The 18341-nt window shown below is 66.0% G+C and carries 20 protein-coding genes; 8 read left to right on the top strand and 12 right to left on the bottom strand.

The features are described 5' to 3' along the window. Positions 1 to 25: 25 nt before the first annotated feature. On the bottom strand, positions 26 to 331 hold the full coding sequence (locus L1277_RS06410; RefSeq protein ID WP_253375536.1) for a Dabb family protein: 306 nt from the start codon (positions 329 to 331) through the stop codon (positions 26 to 28). Between the two features lie 32 nt (positions 332 to 363). Between L1277_RS06410 and L1277_RS06415 the strand changes: the two genes are divergently transcribed. The 6 genes from L1277_RS06415 (at position 364) to L1277_RS06440 (ending at position 6698) form a co-directional block, all read left to right on the top strand. Continuing rightward, a complete protein-coding gene (locus L1277_RS06415; RefSeq protein WP_253375537.1) occupies positions 364 to 1146 on the top strand; it encodes an alpha/beta fold hydrolase in 783 nt (260 codons plus the stop codon). 87 nt (positions 1147 to 1233) lie between these two features. Further along, positions 1234 to 2049 (top strand): DUF1206 domain-containing protein, encoded by an 816-nt coding sequence (locus tag L1277_RS06420; RefSeq protein WP_253375538.1) that lies wholly within the window; start codon positions 1234 to 1236, stop codon positions 2047 to 2049. A 73-nt stretch (positions 2050 to 2122) separates the two neighbouring features. After that, the gene (locus tag L1277_RS06425; protein WP_253375539.1) at positions 2123 to 2479 is read left to right on the top strand and encodes a UBP-type zinc finger domain-containing protein; all 357 of its coding nucleotides are present in this window, start codon (positions 2123 to 2125) and stop codon (positions 2477 to 2479) included. Then, positions 2476 to 3162, top strand: a complete 687-nt coding sequence (locus tag L1277_RS06430) for an NAD(P)H-hydrate epimerase (protein WP_253375540.1) — start codon at positions 2476 to 2478, stop codon at positions 3160 to 3162. The genes L1277_RS06425 and L1277_RS06430 overlap by 4 nt, the downstream gene beginning before the upstream one ends. Positions 3163 to 3242: 80 nt before the next feature. Next, a complete protein-coding gene (locus tag L1277_RS06435; protein WP_253375541.1) occupies positions 3243 to 4010 on the top strand; it encodes an SGNH/GDSL hydrolase family protein in 768 nt (255 codons plus the stop codon). A gap of 129 nt (positions 4011 to 4139) precedes the next feature. Beyond that, positions 4140 to 6698 (top strand): ATP-dependent Clp protease ATP-binding subunit, encoded by a 2559-nt coding sequence (locus L1277_RS06440; protein WP_253375542.1) that lies wholly within the window; start codon positions 4140 to 4142, stop codon positions 6696 to 6698. A gap of 157 nt (positions 6699 to 6855) precedes the next feature. On the opposite strand, the gene L1277_RS06445 is transcribed toward L1277_RS06440, so the two are convergent. The 10 genes from L1277_RS06445 to L1277_RS06490 all read right to left on the bottom strand — a co-directional run bounded on the left by L1277_RS06445 (position 6856) and on the right by L1277_RS06490 (position 16122). Continuing rightward, positions 6856 to 7269, bottom strand: coding sequence for a hypothetical protein (locus L1277_RS06445; protein WP_253375543.1), 414 nt, complete (start codon positions 7267 to 7269; stop codon positions 6856 to 6858). A gap of 189 nt (positions 7270 to 7458) precedes the next feature. Next, on the bottom strand, positions 7459 to 9411 hold the full coding sequence (locus tag L1277_RS06450; RefSeq protein ID WP_253375544.1) for a DUF5107 domain-containing protein: 1953 nt from the start codon (positions 9409 to 9411) through the stop codon (positions 7459 to 7461). Positions 9412 to 9451: 40 nt separating this feature from the next. Then, entirely contained in the window at positions 9452 to 10438 is a 987-nt protein-coding gene (locus tag L1277_RS06455) for a Gfo/Idh/MocA family protein (protein WP_253375545.1), read from the bottom strand. A 70-nt stretch (positions 10439 to 10508) separates the two neighbouring features. Next, positions 10509 to 11390 (bottom strand): FHA domain-containing protein, encoded by an 882-nt coding sequence (locus L1277_RS06460; protein WP_253375546.1) that lies wholly within the window; start codon positions 11388 to 11390, stop codon positions 10509 to 10511. A gap of 1 nt (position 11391) precedes the next feature. After that, positions 11392 to 11652 carry a hypothetical protein gene (locus L1277_RS06465; protein WP_253375547.1) on the bottom strand — a complete coding sequence of 87 codons (261 nt, stop codon included), beginning with the start codon at positions 11650 to 11652 and terminating at the stop codon, positions 11392 to 11394. Positions 11653 to 11801: 149 nt separating this feature from the next. Continuing rightward, positions 11802 to 12263 carry a hypothetical protein gene (locus L1277_RS06470; RefSeq protein WP_253375548.1) on the bottom strand — a complete coding sequence of 154 codons (462 nt, stop codon included), beginning with the start codon at positions 12261 to 12263 and terminating at the stop codon, positions 11802 to 11804. Positions 12264 to 12382: 119 nt separating this feature from the next. After that, a complete protein-coding gene (locus L1277_RS06475) occupies positions 12383 to 13141 on the bottom strand; it encodes an ABC transporter ATP-binding protein (RefSeq protein ID WP_253375549.1) in 759 nt (252 codons plus the stop codon). After that, positions 13138 to 14139, bottom strand: a complete 1002-nt coding sequence (locus tag L1277_RS06480; RefSeq protein ID WP_253375550.1) for an iron chelate uptake ABC transporter family permease subunit — start codon at positions 14137 to 14139, stop codon at positions 13138 to 13140. The genes L1277_RS06475 and L1277_RS06480 overlap by 4 nt, the downstream gene beginning before the upstream one ends. Next, positions 14129 to 15136, bottom strand: coding sequence for an ABC transporter permease (locus L1277_RS06485; protein ID WP_253375551.1), 1008 nt, complete (start codon positions 15134 to 15136; stop codon positions 14129 to 14131). Before L1277_RS06485 ends, L1277_RS06480 begins: the two co-directional genes overlap by 11 nt. A gap of 32 nt (positions 15137 to 15168) precedes the next feature. Then, positions 15169 to 16122, bottom strand: a complete 954-nt coding sequence (locus L1277_RS06490; protein WP_253375552.1) for a siderophore ABC transporter substrate-binding protein — start codon at positions 16120 to 16122, stop codon at positions 15169 to 15171. Positions 16123 to 16244: 122 nt separating this feature from the next. On the opposite strand from L1277_RS06490, the gene L1277_RS15775 reads away from it, so the two are divergent. Both L1277_RS15775 and L1277_RS06500 read left to right on the top strand, forming a co-directional pair. Next, positions 16245 to 17021, top strand: a complete 777-nt coding sequence (locus tag L1277_RS15775) for a siderophore-interacting protein (protein WP_253375553.1) — start codon at positions 16245 to 16247, stop codon at positions 17019 to 17021. A 65-nt stretch (positions 17022 to 17086) separates the two neighbouring features. Beyond that, entirely contained in the window at positions 17087 to 17515 is a 429-nt protein-coding gene (locus L1277_RS06500) for an SRPBCC domain-containing protein (protein WP_253375554.1), read from the top strand. 69 nt (positions 17516 to 17584) lie between these two features. Here the strand turns inward: L1277_RS06500 and L1277_RS06505 are convergent, their stop codons facing one another. After that, positions 17585 to 18295, bottom strand: coding sequence for a TetR/AcrR family transcriptional regulator (locus L1277_RS06505; protein ID WP_253375555.1), 711 nt, complete (start codon positions 18293 to 18295; stop codon positions 17585 to 17587). Positions 18296 to 18341: the final 46 nt, after the last annotated feature.

The raw sequence follows: 18341 nt of genomic DNA on the forward strand, positions 1-18341 counted from the left end.
AAGTGACGATCAGCACGAAAGCGGGCTATACGTCGAAAACCACGACCGACTCGGAGTGCTGGCCTAGCTCCCTTGCCAGGGGCAGATGCGCTGGGTGAGGAAGGTAGTTGTCCCGAGCGTGGGAGTCCACGAAGTCAATGACAAGAGCGTAGTCGAACCCTTGCTCGAGGTTTTCCGGGCTGACGCTGGGCCCCTCGACGAGTCGGCTGATGCCGGGAATCTCTGTAGCCAGCGAGCGGGCAGTCGCCCGAATGGATTCGCGGACATTCGGAGGGGTCGTCGGTGCCCAGCGAACGAGGACAACGTGGGTGACTCCATGTGAAGCGCTCATGCGGTGAGTTTACTGGCGTCGATAATAGGAGCATGCCCTTGCTGCCGGAATCGCCCGACCCTCGATTCGTTCTGTCGTCGGACAACGTCCGCATCGCAACCTACGAGTTCGGCGACCCGAGCGGAACCCCCGTCGTACTGGTGCATGGTTTCGCGTCGGGCGGTCTGCTCAACTGGCACCACGCCGGGTGGACTCGGGTACTGGGTCGCGCAGGGTTTCGGGTCATCGCGATCGACCAGCGCGGCCACGGCGCGAGCAGCAAACCGCACACCCCAGACGCTTACACAATGCCGTTGCTCGTGAGCGATCTACTTGACGTGCTCGACACCTTTCTGCTCGACGAAGCCCTGTTCGTCGGGTACTCACTCGGTGCCCGCGTCGGCTGGCAGGCCTGCCTCGACCTCCCCGACCGGATCACCCGCGCTGTGCTCGGTGGAATTCCGGACGGTGATCCGCTTACGCGGTTCCGCACCGACCAGGCGCGCGAGTGTCTCGAAACCGGAACCGCACCCACCGACAAACTGACGGCCGCCTACGTGAAGATGGCCAGCGGCATCCGCGGGAATGATTTGGAAGCGCTGATATCACTTGTCGAGGGGATGCGCGGAGGCGCGCAGCCCGACCCGGCGGATCCACCGCAGCAACCGGTGCTCTTCGCGACTGGGAGTGAGGACGCGATTCTGGAGAAATCTCGCACCCTCGCTACAGCAGCTCCGCACAGCAAGTTTTTCGAGATTCCGGGGCGTAATCACTTCAACGCCCCGACCTCGAAGGACTTCCGCGACGCAGCGCTCGCGTTTCTCCGCGGGGCGTAAACGGGACTTCTTTCAGACTGCGTCCTCCGAACGCAAGGGTTTCGCCGTTTCGGGCGCCGACTTCCTGCCGCGTCTAGGGTGACAGTCATGTCTTCGCGCTCTGCAACTCCGTCTGCCCGCTCCGCCGCATCCCGTCTCGAGAACAACCGGGCTCTGCAACTGGCAGCCCGCACGGGGTTCGCCGTCAATGGACTGCTGCACCTGCTCATTGGGGGAATCGCGCTCAGCGTGGCGTTTGGTTCCGGTGGGGAAGCGGACCAGAGTGGAGCACTCAGCGGTCTCGCCTCGACCCCGGGCGGAACGTTCCTGCTGTGGGTGGTGACCGTCGGACTGTGGGCACTCGGCTTGTTTCAGGTTCTGGAGACCGTTCTGGTTCACGGCACCGACAAAGACGCCTGGGCCGACCGCGCGAAAGAGGGCGGCAAGGCCGTCGCCTACCTGGCGATCGGCTTCTCGGCATTCAGCGTCGCCCGCGGTGGTGGCAGTGGCGGCTCCGGTCAGACCCAGAGCCTGACGGCAAAACTGCTCGCAACGCCGGGTGGCGTTCTTCTCGTCGTGCTGCTCGGCCTCGGTGTGCTTGCGGTCGGCGTCTACTTTGTTGTGAAGGGTGCTCGCAAAAAGTTCCTCAACGATATCTCGGTGCCCGCCGGCAAAACCGGCCGCTCGATCACCGTTCTGGGTCGAGTCGGCTACATCGCGAAGGGCATCGCGGTCGCCGTGGTCGGCGTGTTGTTCTGTATCGCCGGATTCACCTCGGATCCGAGTGAGGCGACCGGGCTGGATGGCGCTCTGAAGTCGTTGACCGACCTGCCATTTGGTGTTGTGCTGCTGGTTCTCGTTGCGCTCGGGCTCATCGCGTACGGTGTGTATTGCTTCGCCCGTGCACGATACGCGCGACTGTAGTCGCGCTCGCTGAGCGAACAGTTTCGCCCGTCGTGTCTGCGGAGTAGGCTCTCGCCCATCGGGGAGGGATGACATGGCCAATAGTGAGGGCATCGACCCGAGCGCCGCACCACCTGCAACCATCTGTCTCGACTGCGAGGCGATCGACGGGTGGTGGCTGCACCTTCGGCGCTGCGCCCAGTGCGCCCACATCGGCTGTTGCGACAACTCGCCAGCCCAACACGCGCGGCTGTATTTTGCTGAAACCGGGCACCCGATCATGCAGACTTTCGAGCCGGGCGAGTACTGGTTTTGGAACTACTCCACCGAGAAATTCCTGCACGGCCCTGCGCTCGCCGAACCGACCAGTCGTCCCGAGGATCAGCCCGCACCCGGTCCGAGAGCGCGGGTGCCCGACAACTGGCGAAGCCTGCTGAGGTCATCGTCGTGACCGCCGAGCCGCTCGTGGCGTACTCCGCCGCTGAGATCCGCGCGGCCGAGGCGCCCCTGCTCGCCGCCGGCGAACCGCTCATGCAGCGGGCGGCTGCCGCGCTCGCCCGCGAACTCTGGCTGCTGCTTCCGCCCGATCGACCGGGCTCCGTCCTCCTCCTCGTTGGCTCCGGCAACAATGGCGGCGACGCCCTCTTCGCGGGCGCGGAGCTCGCGGCAGCCGGCGTCGACGTCACCGTCCTGCCTACGGCCGACCGGATGCACGAGGACGGTCGAGCGGCGATTGAAAGATCAGGGGCACGGATGCTGTCGGCTGGCACGGATCCGCAGGCCGCGGCATCCATCGCTTCAGACTGCGACGTGATCGTCGACGGCATTCTCGGCACAGGAACGAGTGCAAGCCCGGCGCTCCGCGGCCGAGCTCGGGACATCGTGGCCGCCATCCTGCCGGTGCTATCGCGCAAAAAGTCTCCGCTCGTGGTTGCGGTGGACCTGCCGAGCGGCGTGCACCCGGATGATGGCTCGGTGCCCGATCCGACCGCGCTCGCCGCCGATCTCACGGTCACCTTCGGCGCCTGCAAAACCGGGCTTCTCCTCGCTCCCGCTTCGCACTACGTTGGCCGCATCGCCGTGGTCGATATCGGTATCGGCCCCGAGCTGGCACGCCTGACCTCGAGCGGCTGAGCTGCACGCGGCTGCGGTGATAATGGAACGTGCCCCGTCGCGCATCCGGTGCGGTGGAGCATCCGTTCGGAGTTTCATACATGACCGCACAGTTCTCGCGATACGTCGCGCTCGGCGACAGCTTCACCGAAGGCGTCGGTGACGAACTTCCCGACGGGCGAGTGCGCGGCTGGGCCGACTTCGTGGCGCTCGGCCTGCAGGCGGTCGCGGACGAGCCGATCGGCTACGCAAACCTCGCCATCCGGGGCCGCAAGCTCGGCCCGATCATCGCGGAACAGCTGGAGCCGGCACTCGCTCTGAAACCCGACCTGATGACCTTCAACGGTGGCGGGAACGACATCATGCGTCCCCGCGTCACAATCAGCTGGGTCGTCGACGAGACGCTCAAGGTGGTCGACCGAGCGCTGCAACAGGACGGACTCCATGTCGTCGTGCTCGCCGGGGCGAACCCGTCCAGGCACCTGCCGCTCGGTGGCCTCATGCAGCGGCGGGGCGACCAGTTGGCCGACGCGGTGCTCGGTGCCCTGCACGCCAAGCCGGTCACCCTCGTTAACAACTGGGCGGACGAGACGCTCACCGACAGCCGCTACTGGTCGGTCGACAAGCTTCACCTCAACGCCCTGGGCCACGCGCGCGTCGCCGCGAACGTGCTCACCGCGCTCGACGTTCCGGTGCCCGCCGAATGGGGCGTCGAGGAGGTCGCCGACGCGGGCTCAGGCGCCCGTTCGCGCAACACGGCCCGGTACTACCGCGAGTACGTGTTGCCGTGGATCGGCCGCCGGGTCACCGGTCGCTCCTCCGGCGACGGACGCGAGCCGAAGCGCGCCACCCTGCTGCCCGTCGACTGACTCTGGCTGCGGGTGCACGCCCATTTCTAAACTTGAGCGGGCACGGCTCAGGTTTTTCCCAGCCCGGGAATAGAACAATATCTCCAGCGTTAAGTTGAGTCGTAGGCACTCAAGTACCTGGAGGTCCCATTGCCAACATTTTTCGGCCCCGCCGGCTCCGGCAGCGAATCGTTCGACGAGTTCCTTGCCCGCTACCTGCAGGGACAGCGTGCCGCCCAGTCGGGACGCACCATCGACATGACCAAGCTGCTCAGTCGCCGCACCCACGCGGTGCTTGCTGACGCAGCCCGCTTCGCTATTGAGCACGGCCACACCGAAGTTGACGCGCTGCACATCCTGCGCGTTCTCGTCGGCACCGACATGGTCGCCAACGCACTCCGTGCCAGTGGCACAGACCCGGAGGAGATCGCAGACGCCGCCGAGCAGCGACTTCCCGGAAAATCCGACGACGAGGCGGTCACATCGCCCGGACTCACCTCGGCTGCCCAACGCGCCCTGCTCGACGCACACCAAGTGGCCCGCGCGTTCGGCTCCACCTACATCGACCCTGAGCACCTCTTCTTCGCCTTCGTGGTGAACCAGGAGGCGACCGTCGGTCAGCTGCTGGCGTCGTTTGGCGTCACTCCGCAATCCCTGCAGGCCGGACACGAGGCTGCGCGCAAGGAGCAAGCATCCGCTGGGCAAAACGGTGGGCAGGCAAGCGAGACTCCGATGCTCGACCAGTTCGGCACCGACCTCACTGAGCTCGCTCGCGAGGGCAAGCTCGACCCGGTCATCGGTCGCGCCGACGAGATTGCGCAGACGCTCGAGATTCTCTCGCGTCGTACCAAGAACAACCCCGTCCTGATCGGTGAAGCCGGCGTCGGAAAGACCGCGGTCGTTGAGGGCATTGCCCGGGCGATCGTCGAGCGCGAGGTGCCGAGCCTGCTCGAGGACAAGCGCGTCATCTCGCTCGACCTGGCCTCGATGGTCGGTGGGACGCGATACCGCGGTGACTTCGAGGAACGGCTGACCAAGCTTGTCGACGAAATCACCACGCACAAGGGCGAACTGCTCATCTTCATCGACGAGCTGCACACCGTTGTGGGTGCTGGCGGCGGTGGAGAAAGCGGCGGAATGGATGCCGGGAACATCCTCAAGCCGCGCCTCGCCCGTGGCGACCTGCACATCATCGGCGCAACAACGCTCAAGGAGTACCGCCGGATCGAGAAGGACGCCGCGCTCGAACGCCGGTTCCAGCCGGTGCAGGTGGACGAGCCGAGCGTCGACGACGCCGAACTGATCCTGCAGGGGCTGCGCGGAAGCTACGAAGAGTTCCACGGAGTCACCTACACCGACGAGGCCATCCGTGCCGCGGTTGACCTCTCGGCTCGATACGTGACCGATCGGTTCCTGCCCGACAAGGCGATCGACCTCATCGACCAGGCCGGTGCGCGCATGCGCCTGCACCGTGGTCCTGTCGTCGACACGAGTGAACTGCACGCGCAGCTTGCGGTGCTCGAGGCCGAGAAGAACACGGCTGTAGCCGCCGAAAAGTACGAGGATGCGTCGCGCATTCGGGATGAGATTGAAGAGTTGAGCGCACGGATTGCGACTGCAGAGTCGCAAGCGACAGCATCCGTTTCGCAGACCGTGATTGATGAGAGTCACATCGCGGAGATCATCTCGCGGGCAACCGGAATTCCGGCGAACCGGATCACCCAGAGTGACCGGCAGCGACTCGCGCACCTTGAGGCCGACCTGCACACCCGGGTCATCGGCCAGGAGGACGCGGTGACGTCGATCGCGAAGGCGGTTCGCCGCAACCGCACAGGGATGGGCGACCCCAGCCGTCCGGTGGGCAGCTTCCTGTTCCTCGGACCGACCGGTGTTGGTAAGACCGAGCTGGCTAAGGCCCTCGCGTTCTCGCTGTTCGGCGACGAGTCGGCGATGCTGCGCTTCGACATGAGCGAGTTCGGTGAACGGCACACGGTCTCGCGACTCGTCGGTGCTCCTCCCGGGTACGTCGGTTACGACGAGGCCGGGCAGCTCACCGAGCGTGTGCGCCGCAACCCGTACTCGGTGATTCTGCTCGACGAGATCGAGAAGGCACACCCCGACGTGTTCAACCTGCTGCTGCAGGTGCTCGACGACGGACGCCTCACCGATGGACAGGGTCGCACGGTCGACTTCCGCAACACGGTGATCATCATGACGTCCAACATCGGCTCGGAATTCCTGGCCAGCCGCAGCGGAGCCCTCGGCTTCATTGCAGACGCCGCGAACGACAGCACCGGCTTCGGCTCGGAGAAGGCGCTGCGCGACCGCGTCATGGGCAAGCTGCGTGAGGCCATGCCACCCGAGTTCCTCAACCGGATCGACGAGGTTGTGCTCTTCCGCAAGCTTGCCGCGGAGCAGCTGCACGAGATCGTGCGCCTGATGCTGCGGCAGACCACCGGTCGGCTCGCGGCCCAGTCGCTGTCGTTGTCGGTGAGTGACGAGGCCGTCGACTGGATCGCCACACACGGCTACGAGCCCGAGTTTGGTGCTCGCCCGTTGCGTCGCCTCATTCAGCGTGAGGTCGACGACCGCATCGCCGGTCTGATGGTCGACAGTGAACTCGCTGCCGGATCGACCATCGAGGTCGGTGTGGTGGGCGACGAGCTCCTGGTCAGCTCGCTCGCAGTGGAGCCGTCGCTGGTCGCGTAGTTTCCCGAGTCGAAAGGCCGTCACCCGATTGAGGTGGCGGCCTTTTTCGTGCCTGGAGCATTGTGGGCTGGGATCTCGCGTGCCGGGTGTTGTGGTGGAGGCGACGAGCTGCCTCAATCGATCACCCGGTGATGCACAAGCGAGCGGATGCCTCGGGTCAGGCGGTCTGCGCGCTCAGCACTCCCAAAACGGCGAGGGCGTACGCGTCGGGCACCGTCGGTGCGTCGAAGCGCAGCTTCTCTCCCGCACGGTCGATCTCCACGACGTACATATCGTCGACACGAAGCAGGAAACTGAAGGTCGTGCCGAGCAGCTCGCGCAGCTGATCTTCGCGCGGAAGCCAGAGCGTGTTCTCGAGCGCCACGGAGTCGAGCGCCCACTCGGTAGTGCCGTTGAAGCCGAGGATGGTGCCCGTGTCGTAGTCGTGCGGCTCGATGGTCATGTCGCTGACCGTGAACACTTCACCCTCGAACTCCGATGTGTCGAGGCAGAACTGGTCGCCGGACTCGGGAATCCAGCCCAGACCGGCCTCGCGAAGCTGCTGCGCGAGTGGTTTGGATGTCGTCGTCACCGTCATGAGTGCATCGTGGCACCCGAGGGTGAGTATTCGGTGAAAATCGTCACATCCGGAACGCCGATTTCAGCCACGCCGTGCGCTTCGGATGCCGCAAACACGCGGTATGACGCCGGTTTACCGCGGTCTTGTGACATTCGAACGACGGATGCCGCGGGGCGAGCTGGGCGAAGCGGCCCGCGTGGCTCACATCCGGAAGTCGTACTGCGGCGGCAGCGGCTCACCCGGTGACCCCGCCGCGGCCGCGTACTCGTTCCACAGGGTCTCGAGCAGCGAGTCACCCTCGCGCAGGTCGACCAGGGTGAGGTCATCCTCGAGGATGCCCCGGCACCGCTCGACGTCGCCGGTAGCGAGGGACGCCCGCGCCTCGGCGACCCGCACTCGGCCGTCGGCGCGAGCCTCGCTCTCGAGCGCGTCGATCAGTTCGAGGACCTCGGAGTGCAGCCCGGACCGGGCGAGGACGGCGAGGAATTCCCGCGTGAGCGGTAGCAGGTCTGGCGCCAGGTCGTGGGCCGCACGGTAGAACTCGACGGCGGAGGTGTGAGTTCCGCGGTCGTCGGCGAGCGCACCGAGGTTGCGGAGTGCCCACGCGTTCGGCACCTGAGCGGTTGAGGTATGCCAGAGTCGCTCGGCCTCGGTGAACGAGCCACCCGCTGCCGCGATGACCCCGAGGTGCAGCTGAGCCAGCCAGTCGGTGCGCTGCTCGAGCAGCGGCACCCAACGCGGGTCGATCTGGTAGGAGAGCGGTGGCTTGCTCGGGTCGAGCCCGTCGGGCGTTGCGGGCTCGCCACGCAACAGACGCAGCCAGAATTGTGTGTCGTCGCCAGAGGCATCCGTGGGGAAAGGGTAGCTGTGGGCGGGAAGCGGATCGCGCCCGGAGTGCTCGCGGAGCGCGTTCTCGACCGCGCCCCAGCCGCTGCCGTTCGGGAGAACCTCGACGATGAGCTCATCGGACGCGTCGCGGCCGGCCAGTTCGGCGAGCCGCTGCTCGAGCTGACGGGCGGCCAGGCTCTCGGCGACAGCGTCCGTGGCGGCGGCCCAGTCGTCGGACTGCGCGCTGGCAGGGTCGAGTTGCAGGGCGCCGTACGCCTCGACCCAGGACCACTCGGTGGCAGCGGGCATCTTCAGGTATTCGAGTTGGGTTCGGGCGAGCCCCGCCTGGATCTCGCAGTACGAGTCATCGCCCGAGACCCACTCCTGCCAGTGCCTGCCGCCGGAATCCTGACCCCAGACGAAGAGTTTGCGGCCGCGCATCGTTGCGGTGGACGTCTGGACGGGGCCGAAACCGGAGCCGTCCAGCGCGGTGACCCATGGCATCCGCTCGCCGGTGGTGTCGAAAAAATAGTCGACGGTTTCATTCGTGCGCCCGGGCCAGGTCACGTCGACGCCGTCGACCTCGGGGATCGGCACGACGCTGAGCACCCGTTCGGAACCGTACTTCCAGGCGGCGGTCGCCGGGGCGAGCACGCGAGTGTCCGGGTGCTGGCGGACGGCCATGTTCGACCACCAGTACATCGGCGTCGCGACGGGCTGGTCGTTGAGGATCGTGCCGCGGACGAAGAGTTCACGGGAGTCGTCTGGCAGCCACGCGTCGACGCGAAAACTCACGTTGCGGATGCGCTCGTACTCGAAGAAGCGCAGGCCAACCTCGCCGTTCGGGCCGCTCAGCGCCGCGGTGTGCATCGGCGAGCAGGTGAAGGGCGAGTGGCCGATCATGCCGATGTTCCACTCGACGCCGCCGGCGAACCAGGCGTTGCGGAGAGCGAGGTTGCGCAACCGGATGGCGTCGTTTTGGTGCAGAAGCTCCCGGCCGGTGCCGCGGTCGACGAGCGACCAGAGCCGCCCGCCGAGGTTGGGAAGGAAGGTGGCGGTGATGTGCGCGTTCTCGAGCACGAGTGTGGCGTGCTCGCGCGGTTCTTCGGTGGCCGAATAGCCGTCCTGGTCGAGGTACGGCATCGCGGTCTGGCCGCGGCTCGGCCGGGCGTCTTCGGCGAGTTCGCCGGTCGGTCCCTCGGCCGCCGCATCCTCAAAGCCCGACGCCGCGTGGATGTCGCCCGTGCCGAAGAGATTGGGCAGCGGGTTCGACGGGCCGTTGACGGACGTCGGCAGGGTGAGGGTTCCTCGGCGCAGTTCGGTCACGGTGTCCTCTCGGGGCGGGGCGGGGCAGGTCGGGGCGTCCTCAAGCTCGTTCTTCGAGCAGCACGGTTTCTCCGCTGAGAAGCGACTGTCGAGCGGCCAGTGCCACATCAAGAGCGAGAACAGCGGATGCCGTCGGGCAATAATCGGGATCGGTCGCGTCGCGCAGGCACTCCAGGAAGTACGCAGCCTGCCGCACGTAGGCGTCGACGCTCGGCAGCGTCTCACTCGAGCTGCCGGTCGCGGTCGCACGTCGGTAGGAGTTCACTCCGGCACCCGGTTCGGTCGCCGTCGGGCCAGCGGCCGAGAAGTCGTAGTCGATGAGTCCGTCGGTACCGATGAGCTCGAGCGAGGTCGTGAACGGGGCCCCTTCAGGGAGATCGGCGAAGGTGAGCACCGTGCCGAGCGCGCCGGACTCATAGTCGACGGTTGTCTCGATCGGGCCGAGGGCGCTCGCTGCGCGGCTGGTCACGGCGACCGGTGTGCCGAGGAAGAGGTTGAGCTGGTCGAAGTCGTGGATGCCCACGTCGACCACGGCGCCGCCCGATGCCGCCGGGTCGTACCACCATTGTGTGTCCGGTTTGGTGATCAGCCGCCTGGCGCGGGCCGACAGGACGGTGCCGATCCGGCCGGCCTCGACGTCGGCACGGGCGCGCCGGTACCCCTCAAAAAATCGGACGACGTGCGCCACCATCAAGATCCGGCTGCTTGCCTGGGCGGCCGCGGAGATCGCGAGAGCGTCGGCCACGGACAGGGCGATGGGCTTCTCCAGCAGCACGTGTTTGCCGGCGGCCAGCGATCGAACCGCGAACTCGCGGTGGGTCGGTGTCGGGGTGCAGATGGAGACGATGTCAACGCTCGGGTCGGCGAGGACCTCGGCAAGCTCGGTCACCGTCTGTGCGCCTGGCGCTTCGGCGAGGGCCGTGCCCGACGGGCTGCAGACGTAGGCGATGTCGCAACCCAGCTCCGTCCAGGCCGCCGCGTGGGTGTGACCCATCGACCCGGCGCCGAGAATCGCGATGGTGGTCATGGGTCTCCTCGGCGAGTGGGCAGTTCACCCTATTGTGTCGGGCAGCGCCCACTCGCGGAAGAGTGCCCGGTTAGTTCGCCGGGTTCGGCGGCGCAGCGTGCCTGGGTGGCTGCGGCTTCTGCACCGACAACTCACCGCCGACCCGTCCACCAAACGGTCGACCGTGATCGGCGAACTCCTCGCGGAAGAACGCCATGCGCCACGGCCCGAGCTCGACACGTGCCCCGGTGCGGAGGATTTGCCCGTCAGTTCTCCGGCCACTCGACGTCGATGCGCCTGCTCGAACCGACGGGTAGAAGACGTACTCGTCGTTCTTGTCGTGAACGATCTCGGCGTGCGCGTCGAGGAGCCCATCCAGCCGCAGGTCGGCGGACTCGCCCGATCCGATTCGCGTCACCGTGGGAAGGAGATCGAACTCGCGCGGCCGCTGGCCGCGCCAGTTCTCGGAGCCCACCGTGAAGATCAACCGCGGCCGCCCAGCGCTGGGTGTGTAGTGGGTCGTGGTGACCCGCCGACGCACCCGGCGATCGAAGGTCGGCGCGAACGGGAACAACGTCGGCGGAGGCGGCTCGAGAGCCGCGACCGCACCGGCACTGCGGCGCTTCGCGGTGAGTAACGGCGCGAGTGCCGCTGGAGCCCCGAGCTCGATGTGCGGCGAGCGTGTAATCACCCGTTGTGCCACCGGACTCGTGACCGCCCCAATCCGCGCGATCATTCCGTTCGGGCCGCTGAGCGCGACCGTCAAGCCGCGCTGCGCCAACTCGTCCGCGACACCGCGCAGGGTCCTGAACGTCGGCCGACGGCCCGCAAACAGGACTTCGGGGTTGCTCGTGTACACGTCAACATCGGTGCCGTTCGCCCGCATTGTGCCCTGCATTCGCGGTGGCGAATCGTCCGATTCGGGCTCATCGAGCGAGAACACCATGTCGATGTTCAGGAACGTGGTAGCCATGTCACGCGCCAGGCGCGGTGCCGCTGCTTGAGTTGTCGCTCGTGGTGATTCGGACTGTCCCATTGAACTTCCACGTGGCCCGTGGCGCGTCAGGGCCGATGTCGCGCGGGACCTCCACGGTCATGTCGATGACGTTGTAGTCGATCACCGCGCTGCGGCCGGTCAGATACGACCACATCTCCTGCCCGAGGTCCGCCCAGTCCCGGATGCTGTGTTCGTTCGCCGCATCCTCGGTGTTCAGTGTGCCGATGTTGTCGCTCATGAGAGTCCCACCTTCTGGCCGCTCCGTCGCGGCTCGTGGCGTTCACCCTAAGTCGGCGATTTTGGCTCCGAGCGGATTCTCGAATAATGCTCAGGTAACGCGGTGTGGGGTCACAGGTTTCGCGAGCGACCCCACGCCGCGGGACGGTATTAGGTGCGTGCCAGGCTGACCGTCGTTGTCATCCCGAGTGCGCTGACGGGGTAGCTGATCTCCTCGCCCTCGAAAGTGAACTCCTTCGTGTCATCGGTGGATGCCATCAGCGCGGAGTCCGTTGCCGCTGCATCCCTCTGCGACGTCCACACGTACGGTTCGTTGGCGTCAGTCGGTGCCTGGAACGTGCCGACCCAGTAAATCGCGGTGGTCGCTCCGCCGTCTGCGACCCACTCGATGGTGATGGTGTCGGCCGTGATCGTTGCCTGCTGGAACGAGTCCTCGCTGGCCGCGTTGTTCTGTTTCCATGAGCCGACCAGATCGGCCGGTTTCGGCGCCTCAACCACGGGGGCTTTCTCGGCGGGTGCCGAATCGGCGGCGGGCGGTGGAGTCTGGGTCCCGCTACACGCGGTCAACGTGAGCGCCAGAGCAAGAACGAGGGGTGCAACTAATTTCTTCATACTTTCACCCTCACACACCCTTTCAGGCGGGCAGGACGCGGTGGTGTACCCCATTCGGTGGGCGAACGGATGCTTCGGGGCGCGTTCCTGCGTCGCGTCTCTCGGCCCTGGCCAGGGGTTTATCGGTAGTAGAAGCCGATCCGCTCGCCGTCGACCTCACGCACGTCGATCGGCAGATCGTAGATCGAGCCGAGCACCTCAGACTGCATCACGGCGTCCGACGGGCCATGCACCACAACGCGGCCGTCGCGCATCGCCACGATCTCATCGGAGTAGACCGAGGCGAAGTTGATGTCATGCATGACCAGTACGATCCGCTTGCCGGTGTCGTCGGCCGCGGCGCGCAGCAGCTTCATGATCTCGACCGCGTGCCGCAGATCGAGGTTGTTGAGCGGTTCGTCGAGCAGCACGTAGTCGGTGTCCTGGGCGAGCACCATGGCGATGAACGCGCGTTGCCTCTGCCCGCCCGACAGTTCATCGAGGAACCGGTCGGCGAACGGCGCAAGGTCGAGGTAGCCGATGGCCCGGTCAATGGCCTCCCGGTCGGTGGCGTTGAGCCGCCCCTTCGAGTACGGGTAGCGCCCGAACGACACGAGGTCCTGCACGGTGAGCCGGGCGGCCAGGTGGTTGTCCTGCCGCAGCACGGCGACCTTGGTGGCCAGCACCGAGCCCGGGGTTGACCTGACGTCGAGCCCGTCGATCGAGATCGAGCCGCCATCGAGCGGAAGTAGCCGGGCCACCATCGACAGGAGCGTCGACTTGCCGGCGCCGTTGGGCCCGATGATCGAAGTGACGCCGCATCCGCCCAGCTCAAGCGTCACGTCGTCGACGACCGCGTGCCGCCCGTATCGCTTGGTTACTTGCGTGATCGAGATCATCGCACCCCTCTTTTCAGCAGCAGAACAATGAACAGGATGCCGCCGACAAACTCGATCACGACGCTGAGTGCAGTGTCCAGTGCGAACACGTGCTCGAGAATGAACTGGCCGCCGACGAGGCAAATCACCCCGAGCAGCACGGTGGCGGGCAGCACGAGCAGGTGCCGCGACGAGCCGAGCAGCGCGTAGGCGAGGTTCGACACGATCAGCCCGAAGAACGTGATCGGCCCGACCAGCGCTGTCGACACCGACACCAGTACCGCGATCAGCACGAGCATGACGGTCACCACGCGCCGGTGGTTCACGCCGAGCCCGATTGCATGGCTCTCGCCGAGCCCAATCACGTCGAACACCCGCAGCATCCGCAGTCCCACGACGCTGACACCGAGCACCGCGATCGCGGCCAGCAGCATCAGTTCCTCGTCGACGGCATTGAAACTGGCGAATGAAGCGTCAGTGAGCACCGCGAACGACGCTGGGTCAAGCATCCGCTGCATCATCGACGACAGGCTGCGAAAGAGCGTTCCAAAGACGATGCCGACGAGCACAAGCAGGTAGATGCTGCGCTTCGCACCCGCGAAGATCCAGCGGAACAGCACGGTCGAGAACGCCACCATGACGGCAACCTCGACCAGCCATTTTACCCGGTCGTCGGCCGTAGCCAGCGCGCTCGCACCAAACACGAAGACCACGAGCGTCTGGATGAGCAGGTAGAGCGAATCGAACCCCATGATCGACGGAGTGAGAATGCGGTTGTCGGTGATGGTCTGGAACAGCACGGTCGACACACCGATCGCGAACGCGACGAGCACCATGGCGTACACCTTGCGGGCACGGAACGGCACCGCGAAATCCCAACTGCCGGTGATGTTTGCCGTGAGAAAGAGGAGTACGGATGCCGCAGCCAGCGCGGCAAGGATCGCCAGTCGCCCGCCCGGTCGACGGGTCGCGGCGAGAATCGAGTCGACGCGGGAGCGGGCCAGGGTGTCAGTGGGCACGTGCCGGCCTCCTCAGCAACAGGTACAGGAAGAGCACAGAGCCGATCACACCGACGACGATGCCGAGCGGGATCTCATAGGGGAAGCGAAGGACGCGGCCGATGATGTCGCAGATCAGCACGAATCCCGCCCCAAGGACGGCGACCCAGGGGATCGAGCGTCTGACGTTGTCGCCTCTCGCGATGCTGACGATGTTCGGCACGATGAGGCCGAGGAACGGAATGACTCCTGCGGTGACGACGACAATGGCGGTGACGACGGCGACGATGGTGAGGCCGAGCGCGAGTACCCGGCCGTAGTGCAGGCCGAGGTTGGTGGTGAACTCCTGGCCGAGGCCGACAACGGTGAACCGGTCGGCGGCGATCCAGGCCACCACGGTCATCGCGAGGGCGATCCAGAGCAGTTCGTACCGGCCGCGGAGGATGCCGGAGAAGTCGCCGGTCATCCAGGTGCCCAGGGTCTGCAGCAGGTCGAGCCGGTAGGCGAAGAAGGTCGTGACCGCGCCGATGACGCCGCCGAGCATGATGCCGACGAGGGGAACTAGCACGATCGAGCGCACCGGGATGCGGCGGAGGATGAGCAGGAAGAGCCCGGTGCCGGCCAGGGCGAAGAGCGCGGCAACGAGCATCTTGCCGAAGAGCGGCAGCGTCGGCGCGACGATGGTGACCACGAGCAGGCCCAGGGCGGCGGACTCAGCGGTGCCGGTCGTCGACGGCTCGACGAATTTGTTGCGCACGAGCATCTGCATGATGAGGCCGACGATCGACATGGCCACACCGGTGAGCACGAGGGCGAGGGTGCGGGGGAGTCGGCTGACCACGAGCAGCTGGGCCGCTTTACCGTCTGGTCCCTGCTCGAGAAGGCTCATCGGTGACACGTCACTCACGCCGATGAATGTACTGGCGACGGCGAGGAGGACGACGACGACCCCGGCGCTGGTCAGCCAGAAGGCCGAGCGGCGCCGGGGTTTCGGGTGCGCCGAAGCGTCCTCGGTCACGGAGGGCGCTTCGAGAGAGGGTGCAGCGGAAATTAGCCCAGGCCGTCCGTGATCTGGTCGACCATCTGGTTGACGGCACTGAGGCCGCTCATGACGACGTAGAACGGAACGCTGTCGAGGTACATGACCTGGTCGTTCTGCCACGCGGTGCTTCCGGCGATGACCTCGTTGTCGAGCACCTGCTCGGCGGTTGAGCCGCTTTCGCCGACGGCGGCGTCCCGGTCGATGACGAGCAGCCAGTCGGGGTTGGTCTCGAGAATGAACTCGGCCGAGACGGGGTCACCGTGAGTGGCCGCGTCAACGTCGTCAATCGCGGGGAGGAGGCCAAGCTCATCGTGCAGCCAGCCGAAGCGGCTTCCGCTGCCGAACGCGTTAATCTCGCCGGCATTGGTCATGATGATCAGGCCGGTACCGGCATCCGTCGTCAATTTTTTCGCTGCCGCGATCTTGTTCTCGATCTCATCGAGTGCCGTTGCGGCTTCGTCGTCCTTCTCGAAGATCTCGCCGAGCGTCTCGACGTTGGTGCGGAAACTCGGCAGGTAGTTCTCCCAGTCGAGGGTGAGGTCGATGGTCGGAGCGATCTTGCTGAGCTCGTCATAGGCCTCCGCGGAGCGGTTCGCCACGATGATGAGGTCGGGCTCGGCCGCGTTGACGGCCTCGTAGTCGGGCTCGAACAGGGTGCCCGCGTTGAGGTACTTGTCGTCGGCGTACTCACTGAGGTACTCCGGGACGTTCTGCTGCGGCAGACCGGCGACCTCGACGCCGAGTGCGTCAAGCGTGTCGAGCGAAGCCATGTCGAAGGTGATGACCTTGTCCGGGTTCACCGGCACCTCGGTCGTTCCCTGTGCGTGCGTCACCTCAATCTCGGTGGCGGCAGCCGTCGCCGGGGCTGACTCAGCGGGAGTCGACGCACAACCGGAAACGGCGAGGGCGCTGGCCAGCGCGAGTGCGCTGAGCGAGAGGACGCGAGTGCGGGCAGGGGTCATCGGAAGATCTCCAGTTCACAGGGATTGATGGCCGAACGGCCGGTGCGGCACCCCCCAAGGGGGCGAGGCAGTGAAGGTTAGGCTAACCTAAAAGTAAACACTTTGTCGAACTCGGAGTTTTCGTGGCCTTCTCGCTCACCCGTACCCCGCGGGAGCTCGTCTTCCGCTCCGCGACCCTCACTCGGCGTGACTGGATCACGCCGACCTACGCCCGATTGCGGTTCGAAGGGCATGACCTGCGCGGCTTCGGGTCGCTCGGTTCCGACGACCACATTCGGGTCTTCTTCCGCAATCCGGACGGTGAGCCGAGCACCGACCCGGCTGTTCTGCGCACGGGGGTCAGCCGCGAGTACACGCCGTTCGCCTGGGACGCCGACGCCGGCATCCTCGACCTCGAATTCGTCATCCACGGCGATGCTGGGGTGGCCGGCCCGTGGGCCGCCACCGCACCGCTCGGCTCAACGGTCGGCATCGGCGGCCCTCGCGGCTCACTCGTCATGAACGGGCAGCCCGACGGCTGGTTCCTCGCCGGCGACGAAACCGCCCTGCCCGCGATCAAACGATTCCTGTCGATCATGAGAGCGGATGCCATCGGCACCGTTTTCGTCGAAGTGACGGATGCTGCCTTCGAGCAGGCTCTCGACGCGCCGGCTGGGATCACGGTGCGCTGGGTGCATCGGGGGAACGCCCCGGAGAGCTCGATCCTCGGCTCAGCGCTCGACAGCCTCGGTGCGGCTGACCGCCCCGCCGGGGACGTGTTCGCGTTCATCGCCGCCGAGCAGTCGATTGTGCGATCGGGTCGCGCGCTGGTTTTCGACCGGTGGCAACTCGACCCGGCGACCGCCATCGTCAAGGGGTACTGGAAGCGCGGCGAAGCCGAGTACCACGCCCCGCACTAACCCCTTGTGCTCGCGTCGCCTAAGTATCAGCCTGAGCGGTGAGCCTCACTGACGACGGGAGCACCATGAGCGACTACATCGCGCGCGCCGAACGCGACATCGCGGCACCACCGGAAACTGTGTGGGACGTACTCACCGAGCCGGGCCCCAATCCCGAGATCATGTTCGGCGCCCGGGTGAACTCGACCTGGCGCGTCGGTGATCCGATTACCTGGTCGGGCGAGTGGAAGGGCACGCCATACGAGGACCACGGGCATATCCTCGAGATCGAGCCGGGTCGTGTGCTGAGAATGACGCACTTCAGCCCGCTGACCGGGCAGGACGATGTGCCGGAGAATTACCACGAGCTCAGCTACCGGCTCACGCCGATCGACTCAGGCACGCACGTTGAGTTAAGCCAGGACAACAACCCGAGCGCCGAGGCCGCCGAGCACTCGGCCGCGAACTGGCGGATCATGCTCGACGGGCTTGCTGCAGTGGCTGAGCGCGCCTAAACCCTTTGCGGAGCTCGAGTGCGCCAGCCGTGTGGACGGCTACGACTCGAGACTCAGTGGCGGCCGGGCTCAGTGGTAGTCGTCGAACGACAGGCTGGAATCGACGTTCGGCCGCCGCCCGGTGACGGCGTCGTCGATGTCCCAGTCGATGTCGTCGTAGATTGCGGGATCACGGTCCGACGCCGGCGCAGTCACCGGTGAGAACCGATCGATGAGGTCACGAGCCATCGCGCGGGCCCGTCTCGCTGCTCCCGCGTCGCCCTCGGCGGCACTGATGATCGCGCCCTTCATGAGGATGTGCCATGACCAGCCGAAGTCGTCGATGTCGATGAGGCCCGCCTCGAGTGCAAGGCTCTCGACGAAGTGTCGGATGTAGTGGAGATGCACGATGCTTGCCTGGCCGAGCGGATGCTCCCGCCCCATCTCCAGGAGAACGTTCACGAAGGTGCACGCTTCGTAGTCATCGCGGTGGAACCACTCGTCGAAGACGTCGAAGATAGCGAGGAGCCGGGTCTCGGGGGTTGTACCGCGGGCGAGGGCTCCCGCCGCCACAATCCCGACGGTCCAGTCGCGCTCGCGCTTATCCAGAGCGGCGACACCCAGGTCATCGCGTGATGCGAACTCGCGATTGAACTCTTCGGCCGTGACACCGGCCGCCAGTTGTACTTTCTCGGGGGTCACATCGCGAATTCCCGATCGAATGAACATCGGATAAGACGCATCAACGATGCGCTCACGAACGGTCTTCGAGACCGTCTCTATTCGGGTCGGGTCCAGCATTGGCCAAGTCTAAGAACCGATCGAGGTGACGTATATCCCCCGAGCG

Source organism: Okibacterium sp. HSC-33S16, from assembly GCF_024171565.1.
Lineage (GTDB): Bacteria > Actinomycetota > Actinomycetes > Actinomycetales > Microbacteriaceae > Mycetocola_A.